The 17573-nt window shown below is 46.3% G+C and carries 16 protein-coding genes; 8 read left to right on the forward strand and 8 right to left on the reverse strand.

The annotated features are described in order from the left end of the window. Positions 1–23: 23 nt before the first annotated feature. The 5 genes from gluQRS to panC all read left to right on the forward strand — a co-directional run bounded on the left by gluQRS (position 24) and on the right by panC (position 4530). Positions 24–911, forward strand: coding sequence for a tRNA glutamyl-Q(34) synthetase GluQRS (gluQRS, locus tag PK654_RS12860; protein ID WP_271696169.1), 888 nt, complete (start codon positions 24–26; stop codon positions 909–911). A 132-nt stretch (positions 912–1043) separates the two neighbouring features. After that, complete coding sequence (gene pcnB, locus PK654_RS12865) at positions 1044–2366, forward strand: polynucleotide adenylyltransferase PcnB (RefSeq protein ID WP_271696170.1); 1323 nt, start codon at positions 1044–1046, stop codon at positions 2364–2366. After that, positions 2363–2848: a 2-amino-4-hydroxy-6-hydroxymethyldihydropteridine diphosphokinase gene (gene folK / locus PK654_RS12870; protein ID WP_271696171.1), complete on the forward strand. Its 486-nt coding sequence runs from the start codon at positions 2363–2365 to the stop codon at positions 2846–2848. Before pcnB ends, folK begins: the two co-directional genes overlap by 4 nt. A gap of 23 nt (positions 2849–2871) precedes the next feature. Then, positions 2872–3666 carry a 3-methyl-2-oxobutanoate hydroxymethyltransferase gene (gene panB, locus PK654_RS12875; RefSeq protein WP_271696172.1) on the forward strand — a complete coding sequence of 265 codons (795 nt, stop codon included), beginning with the start codon at positions 2872–2874 and terminating at the stop codon, positions 3664–3666. A 9-nt stretch (positions 3667–3675) separates the two neighbouring features. Continuing rightward, positions 3676–4530: a pantoate--beta-alanine ligase gene (gene panC, locus PK654_RS12880; protein WP_271696173.1), complete on the forward strand. Its 855-nt coding sequence runs from the start codon at positions 3676–3678 to the stop codon at positions 4528–4530. Between the two features lie 72 nt (positions 4531–4602). On the opposite strand, the gene PK654_RS12885 is transcribed toward panC, so the two are convergent. Both PK654_RS12885 and PK654_RS12890 read right to left on the reverse strand, forming a co-directional pair. Next, positions 4603–5373, reverse strand: a complete 771-nt coding sequence (locus PK654_RS12885) for an ABC transporter permease (RefSeq protein WP_271696174.1) — start codon at positions 5371–5373, stop codon at positions 4603–4605. After that, on the reverse strand, positions 5374–6291 hold the full coding sequence (locus PK654_RS12890) for an ABC transporter ATP-binding protein (protein ID WP_271696175.1): 918 nt from the start codon (positions 6289–6291) through the stop codon (positions 5374–5376). Between the two features lie 223 nt (positions 6292–6514). On the opposite strand from PK654_RS12890, the gene can reads away from it, so the two are divergent. Continuing rightward, positions 6515–7174 carry a carbonate dehydratase gene (gene can, locus PK654_RS12895; RefSeq protein WP_271696176.1) on the forward strand — a complete coding sequence of 220 codons (660 nt, stop codon included), beginning with the start codon at positions 6515–6517 and terminating at the stop codon, positions 7172–7174. Positions 7175–7237: 63 nt separating this feature from the next. Here the strand turns inward: can and hpt are convergent, their stop codons facing one another. Next, a complete protein-coding gene (hpt, locus tag PK654_RS12900) occupies positions 7238–7768 on the reverse strand; it encodes a hypoxanthine phosphoribosyltransferase (protein ID WP_271696177.1) in 531 nt (176 codons plus the stop codon). Between the two features lie 291 nt (positions 7769–8059). On the opposite strand from hpt, the gene PK654_RS12905 reads away from it, so the two are divergent. Then, positions 8060–8674: a TetR/AcrR family transcriptional regulator gene (locus PK654_RS12905; protein WP_271696178.1), complete on the forward strand. Its 615-nt coding sequence runs from the start codon at positions 8060–8062 to the stop codon at positions 8672–8674. 101 nt (positions 8675–8775) lie between these two features. Here PK654_RS12905 and lpdA read toward each other — a convergent pair whose 3' ends face one another. From lpdA to ampD, 5 genes are all read right to left on the reverse strand, one after another. Beyond that, entirely contained in the window at positions 8776–10203 is a 1428-nt protein-coding gene (gene lpdA, locus PK654_RS12910; RefSeq protein ID WP_271696179.1) for a dihydrolipoyl dehydrogenase, read from the reverse strand. Between the two features lie 209 nt (positions 10204–10412). After that, positions 10413–12002 carry a pyruvate dehydrogenase complex dihydrolipoyllysine-residue acetyltransferase gene (gene aceF / locus PK654_RS12915; protein WP_271696180.1) on the reverse strand — a complete coding sequence of 530 codons (1590 nt, stop codon included), beginning with the start codon at positions 12000–12002 and terminating at the stop codon, positions 10413–10415. Between the two features lie 16 nt (positions 12003–12018). Further along, entirely contained in the window at positions 12019–14685 is a 2667-nt protein-coding gene (aceE, locus tag PK654_RS12920) for a pyruvate dehydrogenase (acetyl-transferring), homodimeric type (protein ID WP_271696181.1), read from the reverse strand. A 49-nt stretch (positions 14686–14734) separates the two neighbouring features. Next, positions 14735–15502 carry a pyruvate dehydrogenase complex transcriptional repressor PdhR gene (gene pdhR, locus PK654_RS12925; RefSeq protein ID WP_271696182.1) on the reverse strand — a complete coding sequence of 256 codons (768 nt, stop codon included), beginning with the start codon at positions 15500–15502 and terminating at the stop codon, positions 14735–14737. A 273-nt stretch (positions 15503–15775) separates the two neighbouring features. Then, the gene (ampD, locus tag PK654_RS12930) at positions 15776–16321 is read right to left on the reverse strand and encodes a 1,6-anhydro-N-acetylmuramyl-L-alanine amidase AmpD (protein ID WP_271696183.1); all 546 of its coding nucleotides are present in this window, start codon (positions 16319–16321) and stop codon (positions 15776–15778) included. 170 nt (positions 16322–16491) lie between these two features. On the opposite strand from ampD, the gene nadC reads away from it, so the two are divergent. Beyond that, positions 16492–17379: a carboxylating nicotinate-nucleotide diphosphorylase gene (gene nadC, locus PK654_RS12935; protein ID WP_271698881.1), complete on the forward strand. Its 888-nt coding sequence runs from the start codon at positions 16492–16494 to the stop codon at positions 17377–17379. Positions 17380–17573: the final 194 nt, after the last annotated feature.

Genomic DNA, 17573 nt, shown 5'->3' on the forward strand with positions numbered 1-17573 from the left:
TTCAGCCACTAAAGTAACAAACTATGACATACATTGGCCGATTTGCCCCCTCTCCGTCCGGTCCCCTCCATTTTGGTTCGCTGGTAGCCGCTTTAGGCAGCTACTTTCAGGCAAAGTCCAACCGCGGCCGCTGGCTGGTACGCATTGAAGATCTGGATCCACCACGGGAGATGCCCGGCGCAACTCAGTTAATCCTGCAGGCGCTGGAGAGTTACGGCCTGCACTGGGATGGTGAAGTTATCTACCAGAGTCAACGTCACCACATTTATCAACAGCAAATCGACCGTTGGCTGAACTCAGGTCAGGCCTACTACTGCCGTTGTACCCGTAAGCAGATAAAAGCATCGGGCGGATACTACCAAGGTACCTGCCGTGAGCTGAACTGGGCTCCGCAGGAAAGTGCCGTGCGGTTAAAGATGACCTCTCCTGTCTACCGTTTTACCGACGAAAAACATGGTGAGATAGCGATTCCAGACGCGCTTGCGGAAGAAGACTTTATTATCAAGCGACGTGACGGGCTTTATGCCTATAATCTGGCCGTTGTTATTGATGATATCGAACAAGGCGTGACAGAAGTGGTTCGCGGCGCGGATCTTATTGAACCGACAGGCCGCCAACTTAGCCTGTATAAAATACTGGGCCAAAAGCCTATCAATTATCTGCACCTGCCTCTGGCCACTGACAGCAGTGGAAGCAAGCTCTCTAAACAGAATCATGCACAGGCAATAGATATCACTAACCCGCGCCCGACTCTTATTCAGGCGATGCAATTTCTAGGCTTAAGCCTTCCTCAACAAGTTCAGCAGAGTAGCGTAGATGAGATTCTGCACTGGGGATGTAAAAACTGGTCACTTTCTGTACTATCGGCTGAGTTCAAAATCACATCAGCATTCTCAAACGGTGAACACTAGGATATGATTAGCCGCAAAATATAAGCGACCATTTTTATAGATAAAAGTATTTATAACAGGGCTTATATAAGTAACAGCATTTATAACCGGGCTTGTTTATGCACTGCGTAAAAGTGAGTGCAATTTAGATAAGTGACCGGCATAGGAGATACCACTCTGAACATTATCACCCGTGATGAACACTCCATTTCAAGGCAGGACATCAGTCCCAATGCCCTAAAAGTACTCTACCGTCTGAACAAAGCCGGCTACGACGCATTTCTGGTCGGCGGCGGTGTACGAGATCTTCTTTTAGGTAAACAGCCAAAAGATTTTGATATTGCCACCAATGCAACCCCTGAACAGATTCGTCAGCTTTTCAGAAATTGCCGCCTGATCGGCCGCAGATTCAGACTGGCTCATATTATGTTTGGCCGCGAAATCATTGAAGTCGCCACCTTCCGCGGGCACCATCAGCAACCGACAAAAAATATTTCTGCCCAATCTGATGAAGGCATGCTGCTAAGGGACAATGTCTATGGCAGCATCGAAGAAGATGCCGAGCGCCGTGACTTTACCATCAATGCCCTCTACTACAACATTGCCGACTACAGTATTCACGACTACACCGAAGGGATGGAAGATCTGGATGACAGCCTGATCCGCCTGATTGGCGATCCTGAAACCCGTTACCGTGAAGATCCGGTGCGTATGCTGAGGGCAATCCGTTTTGCTGCCAAACTGGATATGGATATCTGCGATACCACAGCCGATCCGATTCTGGATCTGGCCTATCTTCTGGAAGATATTCCTGCCGCCAGACTGTTTGAAGAGTCACTCAAACTGCTGCAGTCCGGACAAGGTCTGGAAACCTACTATCTGCTAAGAGACTACGATCTGTTTAAACCGCTGTTCCCTATTATCGCTAAAGATTTTACTGATCACGGTGAAACCGAAGCAGAACAGATGCTTGAACTTGTTTTAGAGTCAACCGACAGGCGCATCAATGAAGGTAAGCGTATCAACCCGGCCTTTATGTTTGCCGCTATGCTCTGGTATCCGCTGAAAAAAGAAGCTCAATCCCTGATGGATGAGAAAGGCTTCAGTTACTACGACGCCATTATGGAAGCGAGCAATACCGTTCTGGATATTCAGGTGAAAAGTCTGGCTATCCCGAGACGTCATACGGCTACCATACGTGAAATCTGGCAACTTCAGCTCAGGCTGCCAAGACGAAACGGTAAGCGTGCCCAGCGCCTGATGGAATTGAATAAGTTCCGGGCAGGTTTTGATTTCCTTGAAATGCGCGGCAAAATCGAAGGCGGAGAAACAGCAGAGCTGGCAGCCTGGTGGCACACTTACCAGAATGCTGATAAGGCTACCCGTCAAACCATGGTTAACGGACTGGGTCAGGATAAGTCCGGTTATCGCCGTCGCCGTAACTACCGCAACAAAAAGAGCAAAGCCAAATCATGAACCGGGTATACATTGCCGTAGGCAGCAACCTGTCGGATCCGGTTCAGCAGGCTAAACAAGCCATTGATGCGCTGAAAAAGCTTCCCGACTCACAGTTTATTCAGGCCTCTTCGCTATATAGTAGCAAGCCAATGGGGCCTGAAGACCAGCCGGATTACATTAACGCCGTGGTCCAGATAGAGACGCAACTCTCACCAACTGACCTACTTGACCAGACCCAGCGCATAGAACTGGAACATGGCCGCGTCAGAAAAGATGAACGCTGGGGACCAAGAACACTGGATCTGGATATCCTGTTATATGGTGAGCAGATTATTGAGACAGAACGGCTGACCATTCCCCATTACGGAATGAAGACAAGAGAGTTTGTTCTCTACCCTCTTGCAGAGATTACACCCAACCTGATTCTCCCTGACGGCAGCGAGCTGCAAGTTCTGCTACAGTCAGTCGCGAGAAACGGACTCAGTATCTGGCAGGCTTAGCCGGTAGCTGATAAGGAAAAACTATGAAAAAAATAACCATTAACGACCTGATCAAGTGGAAGCAGGAAGGTGAAAAGTTTGCATCTTCAACCGCCTATGACGCCAGTTTTGCCCAGCTGTTTGAGCAGCAGCAGATGCCGGTTCTTCTTGTTGGTGACTCTCTTGGCATGGTTCTGCAGGGAAAAAATGACACTCTGCCGGTAACGGTAGAGGATGTTGCTTATCACACCCGTTGTGTGCGTGCAGGCAGCCCAAACTGTCTGCTAATGGCGGATATGCCCTTTATGAGTTACGCCACGCCAGAACAAGCGTGTGACAGTGCAGCCACCCTGATGAGAGCAGGCGCGAACATGGTCAAGCTGGAAGGCGGTGCATGGTTAGTCGATACGGTTAAAATGCTGACAGAGCGTGCTGTTCCAGTGTGTGCTCACCTTGGCCTGACACCTCAGTCTGTCAACATTTTTGGCGGCTATAAGGTGCAAGGCAGAGATCAGGAAAAAGCCGATAAAATGGTTGAGGAAGCTCTGGCTCTGGAAGCCGCCGGTGCACAAATCGTTCTGCTTGAATGCGTACCTGCCTCTCTGGCAGAGCGCATCACTAAAGCGGTTAAGGTTCCGGTTATCGGTATTGGTGCAGGTAATGTCACTGACGGTCAGATTTTGGTTATGCACGATATGTTTGGTATCTCAGCCAACTATATGCCTAAATTCTCCAAAAACTTTCTGGCTCAGACCGGAGATATCAGAACAGCCGTAACTCAGTATATCGAAGATGTGAAATCCGGTGATTTCCCAAGCCCGGATCACACAATAGCGTAAGGCAGAGCAATGCAAACATTCTCAGAAACACGGCTTCTCAGGGAGCAGTTAACCCTCTGCCGTCAGAAGGGCCAGAAAATCGCCTTCGTTCCGACTATGGGTAACCTGCATAACGGCCATCTGACTCTGGTCAGAGAGGCTCAGAAACGTGCAGATATCGTTGTTGTCAGTATCTTTGTCAACCCAATGCAGTTTGAGCGTGCTGACGATCTGAATAACTACCCACGTACCCTGCAACAGGACCTATCCAAGCTAGAAGCTGACGGGGTGAACTATGTGTTTACTCCGACTCCGGCTCTGATGTATCCCCACGGGCTGGATAAACAGACCTTTGTTGAAGTGCCGGAAATCTCCCATATTCTGGAAGGCGCTTCCCGTCCGGGCCATTTTCGCGGCGTAGCCACCATTGTCACTAAACTGTTTAATATCGTTCAGCCCAATGTGGCCTGCTTTGGTGAGAAAGACTTCCAGCAACTTGCTGTTATCCGTCAGATGGTCACTGATCTCTGTATGGATATAGAGATCATCGGTGTGGCAACCGTACGTGAAGAGGATGGCCTTGCCATGAGCTCGCGGAACGGCCTGCTTACAGCAGAAGAGCGTCAGTCAGCACCTGCCGTTGCCCGTGCCATGAATCAGATAGGGCAGCAGTTAGAGCAAGGTGAGTGTGATATCGACGGACTTATTGAAAAAGCCAACGCACAGCTTATTCAGGCAGGTTTTAAGCCTGATGAGATCTTTATCCGTGATGCCAGAACTATGCAGCCACTGACGCAAGCGTCTGAGCAGGCGGTTATTCTGATGTCCGCCTTCTTAGGCAAAGCAAGGCTGATTGATAACAAGGTAGTGACTCTGTCTCGTTAACAGCAACAGATCGCTATAGTGAAGAATAGAAAAGGGAGCAGATAGTATTATCGGCTCCCTTTTTACATTGCGCTAACTTCTAAGACCAATACCGCGGCTGACCAGATAATGAGCCACCAGATAGAGTGCCAGTACAAAGGCAGACAGCACGCCAAAAGAGGTAACAATGCCTACATCCGATACGCCCAAAAATCCATAACGGAAGGCGTTCACCATATAAACAATCGGGTTTATCTTCGAGACACCCTGCCAAAACTCCGGTAACAGACTAATGGAATAGAACACCCCGCCAAGGTAAGTAAGCGGCGTCAGTACAAAGGTCGGTATAATGGAGATATCATCAAAGGTCTTGGCAAATACCGCGTTTATTAACCCGCCAAGGGAAAATACAACCGAAGTCATAAATACCGTGGCAATAATAATGCCCCAGTGATCCACCTGAAGATCGACAAACAGCAGAGATACCAGAGTAACGATAAAACCTACCGCTAAACCTCTGGCGACACCGCCCATAACAAAGCCGAAGATAATCACATAGTTGGGTACCGGAGCGACCAGTAACTCTTCAATATTTCGCTGAAACTTTGAACTAAAGAATGAAGACGCCACGTTAGAGTAGGAGTTAGTAATCACCGACATCATAATCAGACCCGGCACAATATACTCCATATAGCTAAAGCCATTCATCTCACCAATTCTCGAACCGATAAGGTTACCGAAAATAATAAAATAAAGCGTCATGGTGATGGCCGGCGGAACCAGTGTCTGTACCCAGATACGGGTAAAGCGGTTGATCTCTTTGGTTAATAAGCTTTTAAAAGCAGTCCAGTACAACTGATACATTTAATTTCCACTCTGTTCTCTGACAATTCCCACAAACAACTCTTCCAGTCGGTTGGCCTTATTCCTCATGGATAAAACCTTAACTCCCTGAGCCGATAGCTGGGAGAAAATCTGGTTCAGCCCCTGAGATTTATCGATCTCAATTTCAAGAGAATCATTCTCCAGCCGGGATGAATTGACACCTTCAAGATCTGGCTGTTCACTGCCCGGCTCAAGATCGAGAATAAAGGTTTCAACATGCAGCTTATTCAGCAAGGCTTTCATACTGGTATTTTCAATCAGTTCACCACGATTGATAATACCGATATTGCGGCACAGCATCTCTGCCTCTTCGAGGTAATGAGTGGTGAGGATAATGGTAATCCCCTGCTCATTAATCTTCTTAAGGAACTCCCACATGGAGCGCCGCAGCTCGATATCAACACCGGCAGTAGGTTCGTCCAGAATCAGGATCTGGGGCTCATGCATCAAAGCCCGGGCAATCATCAGCCTGCGCTTCATACCGCCGGAGAGGTTCCGGGCGCGTTCTGTCCGCTTCTCCCATAGATCCAGCTGGCTAAGATACTTTTTCGCTCTCTGTTTTGCTAACTCTGTAGAAACGCCGTAATAACCCGCCTGCTGTATAACGATCTGCTCAACGGTCTCAAACTGGTTAAAGTTAAACTCCTGAGGGACCAGCCCCAAATGCTGCTTCGCCAGCTCCAGCTCTTTATCTATGCTATGACCGAATACCGATACCTCTCCGCTGGTTTTGTTTACCAGAGAGGAGATTATCCCGATAGTAGTCGATTTACCGGCTCCGTTAGGGCCAAGCAGCGCATAAAAGTCGCCTTTTTTTACCTTAAGGCTTACGCCTTTCAGGGCTTCAAAGCCACCGGCGTAGGTTTTTCTTAAATCACTAATTTCCAGTGCGTACATAATCTTATTCTTGTTCCGACAACTGCAAACAAAGATGGGGATGAAATAGCAAAAAACAACGGTTTTATTAGATAAATCTAAAATTACTGTTGCTGACAAAGAGGTGATTTTCCGATTTCTATTGACTACTCTTACCAGTTAATAAAATGTAAATATTAGTCAATATTTGCAAGTACCTTTTCATAAGCTTGTGTATAGTAATGCGATTACAGAGGAAATATACATGCCAGATATTAAGAATTTATTTGATAAAAACGCGGCCTGGTCAGACAAAATGACCGCTGAAAGCCCGGAGTATTTCACTAAATTAGTTAACCGACAAAGACCTGAGTATCTATGGATTGGATGTTCAGATAGCCGTGTACCAGCAGAGTTATTAACCGGACTGGATTCTGGCGAGCTATTCGTGCACAGAAACGTGGCCAATCAGGTGATTCATACTGATCTAAACTGCCTGTCCGTAGTTCAGTACGCCATTGATGTCCTGAAAGTCAAGCACGTAATCGTATGTGGTCACTATGGCTGCGGTGGTGTAAATGCATCTATCGAAAACCCTAAGCTTGGCTTAATCAACAACTGGATTCTGCATATCCGCGATCTCTACATCAAGCATAAAAGCTGGCTGAGTGAGCTGCCGGAGGAACAGGTTGGAGACAAGCTGTGCGAGATTAACGTTGCAGAGCAGGTTTATAACCTTGGTAACTCAACCATAATGCAAAATGCATGGGAGCGAGGCCAGAAAGTAGATGTTCACGGTGTTATCTACGGTATCGGAGACGGAAAACTGGTCGACCTTGGTATGCGCTGCGATAGTCAGGAGTCACTGGACAATGTTTATCAGCAGGCGCTGGATAAAATAACCCAAAACAAACTTTCACGTTAAACAACAGAAAAAGGGAGGCCAAACGATTGCCTCCCTTGAATTTAAAAAAAGTTTCCGTCTCAGTTACTCCTGAGGTACTACCTTACCTATGTATGGTAAATGACGATATTTCTGAGCGTAGTCAATACCGACGCCGACAACAAACTCATCCGGAATCTCAAATCCTACCCACTTAACATCCACCTCAACTTCACGACGTGAAGGCTTATCCAGTAAGGTACAGATCTGAATAGAATTTGGCTCCCTGATAGAAAGGATCTCACACACCTTGCTCAGAGTATTGCCGGTATCAATAATATCTTCGACCAGAAGAACATCTTTGCCTTTGATATCATCATCAAGATCTTTAAGGATTCTGACATCCCGCGAGCTCTCCATCGAATCGCCATAGCTGGATGCAGTCATAAAGTCGACAGAATGTCCTTTTTCAATTGCACGTGCCAGATCAGCCATAAAGACAAACGAGCCTCTCAGTAAGCCAACTAAAACAAGATCTTCTGACTCTCCATAATACTCAGTAATTTGTTTCCCTAATTCCTGAACTCGTTTCTGTACCTCTTGCTCAGAGATCATCACTTCAACTGTATGTTTCATGCTCTACTCGTTTCGTTAACACCAGTGCGTATTATACGCTTGCTATCAGAAATTGCGGCAGAAATATTACTTAACAAGTTAACTAACCCTTATTGTTGAAAATGTTACTTTGATCCAAGCCAACAAATAAAATCAGTAATTTTTTTGCTAAGTCTCAAATTAGTGACATAAATATAAACAAGAGTAATTGACCTAAAATATATGCACCTGTACACTCATAGAGCTTATATATATAAGATATAAGTTAAAGAAATATAATTTAAACAACATCTTGGCAAGGTAAACACTATTATGGATATGGTAACGAAACGTCCACGGACTAGGCTTTCCCCACAAAAAAGAAAACTTCAATTGATGGATATCGCATTAGAAGTTTTCGCCCGCAGAGGTATCGGTCGCGGTGGCCACGCTGATATCGCTGAAGTTGCACAAGTATCAGTTGCAACGGTATTTAACTACTTCCCGACTCGTGAAGATCTGGTTGATGAAGTATTGCATCATGTAGTACGTAATTTCTCCGGCTTCCTTAACGAAAATATCGACACTTCACTGCATGCAAAAGAGAACCTGAAAAACATCTGTCACTGTATGATTGATCTGGTTGAAGAAGACAGCCACTGGCTAAAAGTCTGGTTTGAGTGGAGTGCTTCCACCCGTGACGAAGTGTGGCCTCTTTATATGTCACTGAACAAGAACAGCCGCCTGTTAGTACAGAGCATGTTTGAGCAGTCTATCAGCCGCGGCGAAATCTGCGATAAGCAAGACACAGAGAACCTGACGAAGATGTTCCAGGCTATCTGCTACGCTATCTATCTGGAAGCGCACAGAGGAACAGACAGAGAGCATCTTGAGATGTTTGCCGACAGCTTCCTGAATATGCTGTGCATCTATAAAGATGATCAATAAGCACTAGGCTGCATTGTAAAAAGCGACCGTTTTATCGGTCGTTTTTTTATATAAAAAAACCGCCGGTAAAGGCGGTTTTTATCATTCAGTCAAAGTATTAATTACTTTTTCTTCTTCGCTTTAGGGTTTGGAAGATCCGTAACCGTACCTTCAAACACTTCTGCAGCCAGACCTACTGATTCATGTAGTGTCGGGTGAGCGTGAATAGTCAGAGCGATATCCTCTGCATCACAACCCATTTCGATAGCCAGACCAATTTCACCCAGAAGCTCACCACCGTTAGTACCGACAATGGCACCACCGATAACACGATGAGTCTCTTTATCGAAGATTAGCTTAGTCAGGCCGTCAGAGCAGTCAGATGCGATAGCACGACCAGATGCAGCCCAAGGGAAGGTCGCTACTTCGTACTTAATGCCTTCTTCTTTCGCTTCTTTCTCTGTCTTACCAACCCATGCTACTTCCGGCTCAGTATAAGCGATAGAAGGAATTACTTTAGGATCGAAGTAGTGCTTCTTACCAGAGATAACTTCTGCGGCTACATGGCCTTCATGCACACCTTTGTGCGCCAGCATTGGCTGACCAACAATGTCACCGATAGCGTGGATATGAGGTACGTTAGTACGCATCTGCTTATCAACATTGATAAAGCCACGCTCATCAACTTCAACACCTGCTTTTTCAGCGTCGATCAACTTACCGTTTGGTACACGGCCAATAGCAACCAGAACCGCATCATAACGCTCAGCTTCTGCCGGTGCTTTCTTGCCTTCCATAGAGACGTAGATACCGTCTTCTTTGGCTTCAACAGCAGTCACCTTAGTCTGAAGCATCAGGTTGAACTTGTTCTTAATACGCTTGGTGTACACTCTGACAATATCTTTGTCAGCTGCCGGAATCACCTGATCGAACATTTCAACAACATCGATCTGAGAACCCAGTGAGTGATACACGGTACCCATTTCTAGACCGATAATGCCACCACCCATGATAAGAAGTTTCTTCGGTACTTCTTTCAGTTCCAGAGCGTCTGTTGAATCCCAGATACGTGGATCTTCATGAGGAATAAACGGAAGTTTAATCGGACGTGAGCCGGCAGCAACAATAGCGTTATCAAAGTTAATGGTGGTTTTACCTTCTTCGCCATCCACTTCGATGCTGTTTGCACCGGTAAATTTACCGTAGCCATTTACAACAGTTACTTTACGCATCTTAGCCATACCGCCAAGACCACCAGTCAACTGCTGGATTACCTTCTCTTTCCAGAGACGGATTTTATTAATATCTGTCTGAGGCTCGCCAAATACAATGCCGTGATCGGCCAGAGCTTTCGCTTCTTCAATCACTTTTGCTACGTGAAGCAGTGCTTTTGAAGGGATACACCCAACATTAAGACAAACACCACCTAATGAGCTATAACGCTCTACTAATACAGTTTCCAATCCTAGGTCTGCACAGCGGAAAGCGGCAGAGTAACCCGCTGGTCCCGCACCAAGCACTACTACCTGGGCTTTAATTTCTTTGCTCATTGTGACCTCTTGTAGTCATTATCCCTAACAGGCTGATTTTGAGTTTCTTTTCAGACCACGACAGTTTACAAAGATGTTAACAAGGTGAAAAGAAAATCACTGAAGCCTGTGAGCTACACAACAATTCCTTTACAGTTTTCCTGTGGCGGAATCGGTTGCTCTGTTTTTTAAAGCAAGGTGGCCCGTAAGCCACCTTGTTCTGTTATGAATTACAGTACTAAGCGACGAATGTCAGATAGGCATCCGTTTAAGTAAGTAATAAAGCGTGCACCTTCCGCTCCGTCAACCACACGGTGATCGTAGGAAAGCGAAAGTGGAAGCTGTAGACGTGGAATGAAATCCTGACCATTCCAGACAGGCTTCATCTCAGATTTAGACACACCCAGAATGGCTACTTCAGGTGCATTCACAATCGGAGTAAAGGCTGTACCGCCAATGCCACCAAGACTAGAAATTGTAAAACAACCACCCTGCATATCAGCAGCGGTCAGTTTACCTGCGCGAGCCTTCTTAGATACGGCCATCAGCTCTTCAGACAACTCATAAATGCCTTTCTTATTCACGTCTTTAAAGACAGGAACAACCAAGCCATTCGGAGTATCTACTGCAATACCGATGTTGACGTATTTCTTCAGTATCAGGCTTTCACCATCTTCAGAAAGTGACGAGTTAAATGTAGGGAATGCTTCCAGTGCTTTTGCTGCGGCTTTCATAATGAATACCAGCGGCGTAATTTTAACACCAGAATCCTTTTTCGCCTCAATTGCATTCTGTTCTTTACGGAACTTTTCCAGTTCTGTGATATCAGCGTTATCCCACTGTGTAACGTGAGGGATCATTACCCAGTTACGGTGCAGGTTAGCACCAGAAATCTTCTTAATTCTGGATAGCGGCTGAGTCTCGATATCACCAAATTTGGAGAAATCGATGTTTGGCCAAGGCAGCAGACCAAGCGCACTGCCGTCACCTTTACCAGACGCAGCACCTGACTCAAGACGTTTCAGCGCTTCTTTAACGTAGCTCTGTACATCTTCTTTCAGGATGCGGCTCTTACGGCCGGTACCTTTAACTTTAGAAAGGTTTACGCCAAACTCACGGGCGATACGGCGTACCACAGGAGAGGCATGAGCATACTCGTGGTTTTCCTGGAAATCACCTTTCTCTGCCGGAACAGGAGCAGCGGCTTTCGGCGCTTCTTTCGCAGCAGCAGGTGCGTCTGCTTTAGGCACTTCAGCCTGAGGCACTGACGGTGCAGCCGCCGGAGCAGAACCCACAGTTTCAAATACCATAATAAGAGAACCGGTAGAAACCTTGTCGCCTTCTGCTACTTTGATCTCTTTCAGTACACCGGCAAAAGGAGCAGGAACTTCCATTGAAGCCTTGTCACCTTCAACAGTGATCAGAGACTGCTCTTCTTCGATAGCATCACCAACAGAAACCATGATCTCTGTTACTTCTACTTCGTCACCGCCGATATCAGGAACATTCACTTCTTTCAGCTCAGCAACCGCGGCAGCCGGAGCTGCAGCAGGCGCTTCGGCCGGAGCAGGTGCCGCAACGGCACCCTCTTCAGCTTCAAAGATCATAATCAGAGAGCCGGTGGTTACCTTGTCGCCTTCTGCAACTTTGATCTCTTTTACTACACCCGCCTGTGAGGCAGGAACTTCCATTGAAGCCTTATCACCTTCAACAGTAATCAGCGATTGCTCTTCTTCAACCTTGTCGCCAACGCTTACAAGGATCTCGGTAACTTCAACCTCATCGGCACCAATATCAGGTACATTAATTTCGATTGCCATTATTCTTTCCTACCTCTTAAGCGTATAGCGGGTTTGTTTTTTCTGTGTCGATATCAAACTTCTTGATGGCTTCTGCAACCACAGATTTCTCGATATCACCACGTTTCGCCAGTTCATTCAGTGCAGCAACTACTACGTATCCTGCATTTACTTCAAAGTGGCGACGCAGGTTGTCACGGCTGTCAGAGCGGCCAAAGCCATCAGTCCCCAGAACCTTATAAGATTCAGAAGGCATAAATGCACGAACCTGCTCTGCATAGTTCTTCATGTAGTCAGTCGCAGCGATTGCAGGCTCACTACCCATTACCTCAGCAATGTAAGGAACTTTCGCTTCTGCTTCAGGGTGAAGCATGTTGTAACGCTCAGCTTCCTGACCATCACGGGTCACTTCGTTGAATGAAGTAACAGAGAAGACATCAGAAGAAACGCCGTACTCTTCGCTCAGGATTGCTGCAGCTTTACGTACTTCATTCATGATAGTACCGGAGCTCATCAGCTGAACTTTAGCCTTACCTTTAGCGGTGTGGCTTTCCAGCTTATAGATACCTTTACGGATACCTTCTTCAGCGCCTTCAGGCATTGCAGGCATTGCGTAGTTTTCGTTCATCAGAGTCAGGTAGTAGAACACGTTCTCCTGCTCACCATACATACGACGGATACCGTCTTGCATGATTACCGCTACTTCGTAAGCAAACGTCGGGTCATAAGAGATACAGTTAGGAACTGTGCCAGCCATAATATGGCTGTGACCATCTTCGTGTTGCAGACCTTCACCGTTCAGGGTAGTACGACCGGCTGTTGCACCTAACAGGAAGCCACGCGCCTGCTGGTCACCCGCCATCCATGCCATATCACCAACACGTTGGAAACCAAACATTGAGTAGTAGATATAGAACGGGATCATTGGCAGATCGTTGGTGCTGTATGACGTAGCAGCTGCTACCCATGAAGACATAGCACCCAGTTCGTTGATACCTTCCTGCAGAACCTGACCAGATTTAGCTTCTTTATAGTAAGAAACGATATCACGATCCTGTGGGGTGTATTTCTGACCACGAGGGTTATAAATACCTACCTGACGGAACAGGCCTTCCATACCAAAGGTACGGGCTTCATCAGCAATAATAGGAACAATGTTCTTACCAATGTTTTTGTTCTTCAGCAGAACGTTCAGGGCACGAACAAAGGCCATTGTTGATGAGATATCACGCTTCTGCTCTTCAAGCAGAGGCTTAAACTCTTCTAGCTCAGGAGTAATAAATTCCTGAGTAAACTTAGGCAGACGTACTGGCGTATAACCGTGTAGGGAAGAACGACGGGCATGCAGATATTCATACTCTTTCGAACCTTCTTCCAGCTTCAGATACGGCAGTGTTTTTAGATCTTCATCAGAAACCAGATCCTGCAGACCTAAACGGTCACGCATGTGGCTAACATGGCTCATGTCCATCTTCTTAACCTGATGGGCAATGTTCATACCTTCCGCAGCAGCACCCATACCGTAACCTTTAACCGTCTTAGCAAGAATTACCGTCGGACGGTCTTTAGTCATTTCTGCATTCTTATAAGCAGCATACAGTTTAGATGAATCATGACCACCACGTTTCAGGGCAAAGATCTCATCGTCTGTCATATCAGCGACTAGTGCAGCCGTTTCAGGGTAACGACCGAAGAAGTGCTCACGTACATAAGCGCCGTCTTTTGACTTAAATGTCTGGTAGTCACCATCAACAACTTCGTTCATTAGCTGAAGTAGTTTGCCTGAAGTGTCTTTTGCCAGAAGTGCATCCCAGCTGCTACCCCAGATAACTTTCACTACGTTCCAGCCTGCGCCTTTAAACAGACCTTCAAGTTCCTGAATGATCTTACCGTTACCCATAACAGGGCCGTCAAGACGCTGCAGGTTACAGTTGATAACAAAACATAGGTTGTCCAGTTTTTCACGGGCAGCAAATGAGATTGCGCCTCTTGATTCCGGCTCATCCATCTCACCATCACCAAGGAAGGCATATACGCGCTGCTCGCTGGTGTCTTTCATCTCACGACCTTCAAGGTACTTAAGGAAGCGAGCCTGATAGATAGCAGAGATAGGACCAAGACCCATAGAAACTGTCGGGAACTGCCAGAACTCAGGCATCAGTTTAGGGTGTGGGTAGGAAGGAATACCTTTACCGTCTACTTCCTGACGGAAGTTATCCAGTTGCTCTTCGCTCAGGCGGCCTTCAACAAATGCACGGGAGTAGATACCCGGAGAGATATGACCCTGATAGTAAACCAGATCACCGCCATCTTTTTCGTTAGGGGCGCGGAAAAAGTGGTTAAAGCCAGTTTCATAAAAAGAAACTGATGACTGGAAAGACGCCATGTGGCCGCCAAGCTCTAAATCTTTCTTAGACGCACGAAGAACAATCATAATCGCATTCCAGCGAATGATTGAGCGGATACGGCGTTCTAATGTTGTGTCACCCGGGTAGGCTGGTTCTTGGTCGGCAGGAATGGTATTGATATAGTTTGTAGTGATGCCTGTTGGCATATCTACACCATCAAGGCGTGCTTTATCTAAAACTTGCTCAAGTAAGAACTGGGCACGCTCGACACCTTCTTCACGTACGACTGATTCAAGAGCTTGTAGCCACTCTTGTGTTTCCAGTGCATCAACGTCATTCTTCATGACTTCAGACATGGCGATCTATCCTTTTGTTTTGTTGGATCTAATGAACATGTAATGGGTTTCACGACTCATTACTTTGCTGAATTCTGCGTAACGAGCGCTTTCTTCGGCTCTCTTCACGAGTTAAGTCCAGCAATGTTTCTTCGATATAAGCTAAGTGCGAATGGGACATTTCACGGGCGAGCTTAGGTTCACCCGACAGTATCGCATCCACGATATTAGCTCTGTGTCTACTTACCTTTTCCACCACATCATTGCGGCGGTGTAATAGTTTTAAATTCTGTAATACATTCTGCTCAAGAAGAGGCGCCAGGCTCCGGACAATGTGTAACAACACAACATTGTGGGCGGCTTCCGTAATAGCGATCAGGGAGTCCATAACCGCTGCGGTTTCATCTTCGATGTTCTTCTCTTCTTCAGCTTTAAGAATTCGTTCCTGACATTGGCGAATTCTCTGAAAATCTTCTTCTGTGCCACGCAAGGCTGCAAAATAGGCTGATACACCTTCTAACGCGTGACGGGACTCAAGTAAGTCTAGTTGAGCTTCCTGATGAGTCGACAATAAATCGAGTAACGGGTCTGAAAATCCCTGCCACAGAGATTCACTTACAAAGGTACCTCCGCCCTGACGGCGGGTCAGAAGGCGTCTTGCTTCCAGTTTTTGAATCGCTTCTCTGATAGAAGGCCTTGATACTTCAAACTGCTGGGCAAGTTCTCTTTCCGGCGGCAACTGCTGTCCCGGGGAGAATGTTCCTTCGATAATCAACCTTTCCAGCTCTTTCTCAATCACATCTGAGAGCTTAGGCTGACGAATCCTTTGATAAGCCATTTCGGTATTTTTTTACTCTTATTATTTATTCAATTGGTTTCTGTAAATTGGTATTACCAATTTCAAAGTGTGACAGAATTTAACATAGCACTAACCTTTATGTCCAGACGAAAATTGATTTAGGTCATTAAAACCTTTCAATTTAACTACTTAGCAACATTTGCAAAGCATATTTGTACAAACAGACATAGCAGGCATTACATTACTGCAAACGCAGATGTAATTTTTGTGTTGGGATTGGTTGTTTAAAACGTCTTCTATCAGGAAGCGAAATCAGTCGATCAGGCTGCGAAAATAACGCCAGTCGAAGGTCAAACCCGGATCGGTTTTTCTCAGGGGAGCGATATATTGATGGCCGGTTACTCGGTGAGAGGTAATTATAGGGTACTGCTGTTGTAGCAGAGAGGTGACTCCCGCCAGTGACTGATATTGTTGTTCGGTATAAGCATCATAATCGGTTCCTTCAAGTTCGATACCGATTGAGTAATCATTACAACGTTCAACACCGGCAAATGCAGATTTTCCTGCATGCCAGGCCCTGTCCTGAAACGAAACAAACTGTACGATTTCACCTGTTCTCTTTATCAGACAATGGGCGGAAACACGCATTTTTTCTATCACCTTAAAAAATGGGTGTCCATCAGCAGAAAGCTTACCGGTAAAAAACGCTTCGATAGCGTTTCCGCCATACTGACCGGGAGGAAGAGAGATATTATGAACCACCAGCAGAGAGATTTCTGCTGATTGCGGACGTTGGTCATAGAAAGGCGATGGTACCTTTTTAACCTCTGTTAACCATCCGTTACCGTCAATTTTCATTATCTCTGCCTTAAGTTAAGATTGAGTCAGGGCTCACTTTACCCATTTCTAAATTAATATCCAACAGCAGCAAAAACCAACCGGTAAAAATAATGAGAGATTTAGTGCTGAATTTCTTTATCAGCAGGAGTATCATTCTCACTCCCTAACTTCTTGATGCATATTCGATGATGAAAAATACACACAACAGTCAGGAACGCCTTGATTATCTGAAACAGCAGCTGCCTCTGGAGATATCCCGCTCAGTCGCTGATACATTACGAGAAGATCTCGGTGGTTCACTAGATGCTGATGCAGATATCACTGCCAGCCTGATTCCGGCAGACGCACAGAATGTTGCCACCATTATCACCCGTGAAAAAGGGGTTTTCTGCGGACAAGCCTGGGCTGACGAAGTGTTTAAGCAGTTAGGCGGTACTGTCTCTATCGAGTGGCATGTACAGGATGGCGATGCAGTAGAGCCAAACCAGACCCTTTGTACCCTGTCCGGCCCTTCCCGTACTCTTCTGACCGGAGAGCGCAATGCAATGAACTTTATTCAGACCCTATCCGGCTGCGCGACAACAACATCCGTCTATGCAGCGCAACTAGAGGGAACAGATTGTCGTCTTCTGGATACACGTAAAACCATTCCCGGCCTGCGCAGTGCATTAAAATACGCTGTAGCCTGTGGCGGCGGCTTTAACCATCGTATCGGTGTTTTTGATGCTTATCTGATAAAAGAGAACCACATTATCGCCTGTGGCGGCATTGAAAAAGCGGTACAGACAGCTAAACAGCTCAACCCGGGCAAACCGGTAGAGATCGAGACCGAATCGCTTGAAGAGCTAAAACAAGCCATTGATGCCGGTGCCGACATTATTATGCTGGATAACTTTACTAAGGATATGATGCGTGAAGCGGTGAAGATTAATGGCGGCCGCGCAGCACTGGAAAACTCTGGTAATATTACCCTTGAAACCATTCGTGAATACGCAGAAACCGGCGTTGATTACATCTCTGTAGGTGCGCTAACCAAGCACCTGAAAGCGATGGATCTCTCCATGAGATTTAAGTAATTCTCCGGCTCAGGGAGCCCCTCTCCCTGAGCTTATTTCCGGCTCACGATCCTTACACTGTTTTAACCTGCTCGTATTCTGCTACAAACTGTTTAACTCCCTGCGGCTAAATATCTCTTACCAGTCGGAATTCACGCTGATCTCTATTTTCCTTCTTTAACGCTCTTTCTATGCTCTGACTTCTGTTTATCTGC

The organism is Vibrio sp. SCSIO 43137 (assembly GCF_028201475.1).
Lineage (GTDB): Bacteria > Pseudomonadota > Gammaproteobacteria > Enterobacterales > Vibrionaceae > Vibrio.